Source organism: Olsenella sp. CU969 (genome assembly GCF_905219715.1).
GTDB lineage: Bacteria > Actinomycetota > Coriobacteriia > Coriobacteriales > Atopobiaceae > Granulimonas > Granulimonas faecalis.
This window is the reverse complement of sequence record NZ_CAJMXC010000118.1, coordinates 1-3568: the sequence shown is the minus strand read 5'-3', so window position 1 is coordinate 3568 and position 3568 is coordinate 1. Positions and strand designations below refer to the sequence as shown.

Annotated in this window: 2 protein-coding genes; one reads left to right on the top strand and one right to left on the bottom strand. The window is 70.4% G+C overall.

What is annotated here, in order from left to right:
- On the bottom strand, window positions 1–861 hold an 861-nt coding region (locus JX283_RS07985; RefSeq protein ID WP_204830103.1), incomplete at its 3' end, for an ABC transporter substrate-binding protein.
- A gap of 494 nt (window positions 862–1355) precedes the next feature.
- Here JX283_RS07985 and JX283_RS07980 point away from each other — a divergent pair.
- Window positions 1356–1919 carry a hypothetical protein gene (locus JX283_RS07980; RefSeq protein ID WP_204830102.1) on the top strand — a complete coding sequence of 188 codons (564 nt, stop codon included), beginning with the start codon at window positions 1356–1358 and terminating at the stop codon, window positions 1917–1919.
- The last annotated feature ends 1649 nt before the right edge of the window (window positions 1920–3568 follow it).

The following is a 3568-nucleotide window of genomic DNA, read 5'->3' as shown; positions in this document are numbered from 1 at the left end:
GGCGCCAGACTGGACCATGACGGGGTCGGTGCCGAGGACGGGCACGCCGGCCTTGGTGGCGGCCTCGGTGAGGGCGGTCATGGAGCTCTGGACCACGGAGTCCACGGGCACGTAGATGGCCGTCACGNCGGAGGCGAGGGCGGCGNCGGTCTGCTGGACCTCGGAGCTGTTGGTGACGGTGCGGACCTCGACCTCGATGCCGCGGCCCTTGAGGTACTCCTCGGCGGCCTTGGCCGTGACCTCGGCGTTCTTCTCGCCGGAGCAGTAGAGGATGCCCACCTTGCCGGAGAGGGCCGCAGGGTCGAGCTTGCCGGCGAACTCGAAGATGGCCTTGACGTCGGAGGTGTTGGAGGTGCCGGTGATGCCCTTGTCGGGCTTGTCGAGGTCGGCCATGAGGCCGGCGGCCACCGGGTCGGTGACGCTCATGAAGACCATGGGCGTGGCGATGCCCGCGNTGGCGCAGGCCTCGGCGGCCGNCGTGGCGATGGGCACGATGACGTCGTAGTCGGAGGACTTGAGCTGGGCGGCGATCTGGTTGAGGGTGGAGGTGTCTCCCTGGGCGTTCTGGACGTCGTAGGTGACGTTGTCGTAGCCCTGGGCCGCCATCTCGTCCTTGAAGCCGTTCATCATGGTGACGAAAGCGTCGTTCTCCACGACCTCGACGAAACAGACCTTGACGGGGTCGCTCTTGTCGCCGGTGGAGCCGGCCTCGTCCTGGGCCGAGGTGGCCGGGCCACAGCCGGAGAGCGCCATGCCCAGCGCGAGGCAGAGCACGAGCGCGCAGATCAGGCCGCCGCGGGGGCCGTTCTTGGGGAAGCCGTTCCTGGGGAGGCGCTTGGGGTCGGGGGCCGTCGGGTTCATCGCTCGNTCCTTTCTGGGCCCGGTGGCGCCGGACCCGTGGGGCGGCCATGAAAAAGCGCTCGCCCCCGGTCTTGGTCTGACTCAAGGACAAGCGTCTCGACGTCGAAACACCTGCGGTGCCACCTTGATTGACGGAGGAGGTCTCCGTCCTCTTTGCGGGCGCATCCACGCCCTGCTCTGTAACGGGAGCTCCCGTCGCGGCTTCCACGCTGCTGCGCTTCTCCGCGCCCTCGGCGGGTCCATTGTGCCGTCCTGCCACCACCCGCATCTCAGCTGCACGGGCTCTCTGTAGGCGCTTGGGGCGGTTTTACTTCCGCTTCGTCGGTTTGGGGTACCGGTATTCGGTTGAGAAGGACTCTAGACCCGGCCTGGCGCGCCTGTCAACGGGCGCGGTCCCGCTTTACCGAGTTGAAACCCGGCTGGGTCCCCGGGTCGCAGTTGGCTAGAATCTTGTCGTCACACGCACCCGACCACCCTCCGAAACGGACCCACCCATGCCCCACTCCAAGCCCAAACGCCCCGAGGCACCCGCCGAGAAGCCCGCGTTCCACGCGAGCTACGAGCTCACCAGCCTCATGACCCAGGAGGCCACGAGCCTCCTCGTGCCCGGCGGCGCCACCAACCCCGCCTACATCGCCTGCGCCGTGTGCCTCGTGGCGCTCGTGGCGTTCTGCCTCCTCGTGCCCGACGCCAACCCGGCCGTCGCCGTGGCCGGCGCCGTCGTGTGCGCCGTGCTCCTCGTGGTGGCGGGCCGCTGGGGCGACGCCGTAGCTCGCCGCGTGGCGGCCCAGGGCTGGAACGCCGTGGCGCTGCCCGAGGACGCCCGCCGCGTCACCGTGGACGTCTGGCCCGACCGCATCGAGGTGGCCCGCGCCGACCGCGACGCCGAGGTGACGCCGCTGGCCGAGGTCAAGGACGTCAAGCACTCCGACTCCATGATCGTGGTGCGCTTCCGCGACGGCTCCCTGGCCCTCGTCCCGCGCCGCGCCCTGTCGCTCCAGCGCTTCCACGCCTGCCTGGCCCTCGTCGAGTCCCGCGGCGCCTCCGAGGGGCGCTGACGGCCGGGGCGTCCCTCCAAACCGTACGAGAAAGGGGGCCCATGGCCCGCTCAAAGCAGTCGAGGCACAGGAAGGCGGCGCCCCTCCCCAAGGGCGTGCCCACCGACGCGCCCCTCGTCAACGAGACGCACCTCACCAACGACATGGTCAAGGAGGGCTGCCGGCTCACCACCTCGGCGGCGCTCCGGCTCGTCTACTTCGCCTTCGGCATCGCACTCGGTGTGTTCGCCCTGGTGTGGCGGCTCGCCTTCGGCGCCGACACCCTCGCGTTCGTGCTCGTGCTCCTCGTGGGCCTCATGACCGTGTGGCAGGGCTCGCGCCTGCCCATGGAGAGCGCCCGCCGCATGATCTCGCAGCTCGACANGGCCGGCGAGGCCTCCCGCGACCGCGTGTTCTATGCCACCGAGGAGGGCCTGGGCGTCAAGGTGGGAGACGGCCCCTTCAAGGTNTNNCCGTGGCGCGCCTTCAACCGAGCCNTNGCCACNCTCACCGTGTGCTGCCTCACCATGGCCGGGCAGTCGGCCCTGGTCATCGTGGCCATGGACGGCTTCGTGCGCGGCGGCAACGCCGAGTTCGTGCACTTCGTGGGGTCCCATGTGGTGGAGCCGGACCGCGGCGCCCTCGTGCGCTGGTGCGAGAAGGTGTGCCGCACGCTGGACGGCTGGGGCAGCGTGCAGGCGGCCCAGCGCGAGCGGGACGCCGCCAAGAAGGAGGCGCGTCGGCAGAGGAAGCAGGCGCGCCGCGACCGGCGCCGCTAGGAGGAACCCATGGCAACACCTGAGAGCACGCCGGCGATGAGCGCCGGCGACGTGGTCTACGAGTCGACCATCGTCATGGACGAGCCCCTGCTAAGGGAGCTCGTCTCGGCCAAGGACCGGTCGATGAACAAGCGCGACGGCCTGGTCATGGCGGTGGTCTGGGCCGTGGTCCTGGCCGCCTACGTCTGGGGCACCGTCGCTGCGGGCGTCATGACGGCATGGGGCGTCGTGGCCGGCGTGGTCATCCTGGCCCTGCTCGGCTGGTCGGTGGCCCTGGCTGTCACGGGCTTCACGCTGTTCTGGCCCAAGCGCTCGTGGCGCAAGACGGCCGACCACTGGTTCGCCCGCCACGGCGCGGGCACGGGCGACGACCAGCGCTGCGAGCTGCGGTCGAGCGCCTGCCTGTCCGAGGCCCGCTGCTGCGTGCTGCAAGACGGCCGCCCTGCGGGCTCCGTGGCCAAGCCCTACAAGGCCTTCTCCCACATTGAGGAGACCGAGCACCTGCTGGTGNTGGTTGCCGGCGACGGCGAGGTGGGCAGCGTGCTGCACAACATGTTCTCACCGTCCTACGCCGACAGGCNCGCCGAGCTNGCCGACCTGGANGACGNCTGCTGGGACAAGCGCACCCTGCGGGGCGGCACCCCCGAGCAGCTGATGGAGTACCTGGAGCGCAAGGTGGGCGCCCGGGCCTAGGGCCCGTCCCACCACCCGGACACTCCTGTCCCAATGGTCGGACACTTTTGTCCCACGCCACGGTGGCACACTTTTCCACCGGTCCGTCGGGTTCGCCGCACCACCGTGGTGCGGTCTCCGCCTGCCGCTTCTCCCGCCCTTCGGTTTGTGAGGCCCGGCCATGCCAACGGGGCCTCCGGTATGGTCGCCCCCCACGGC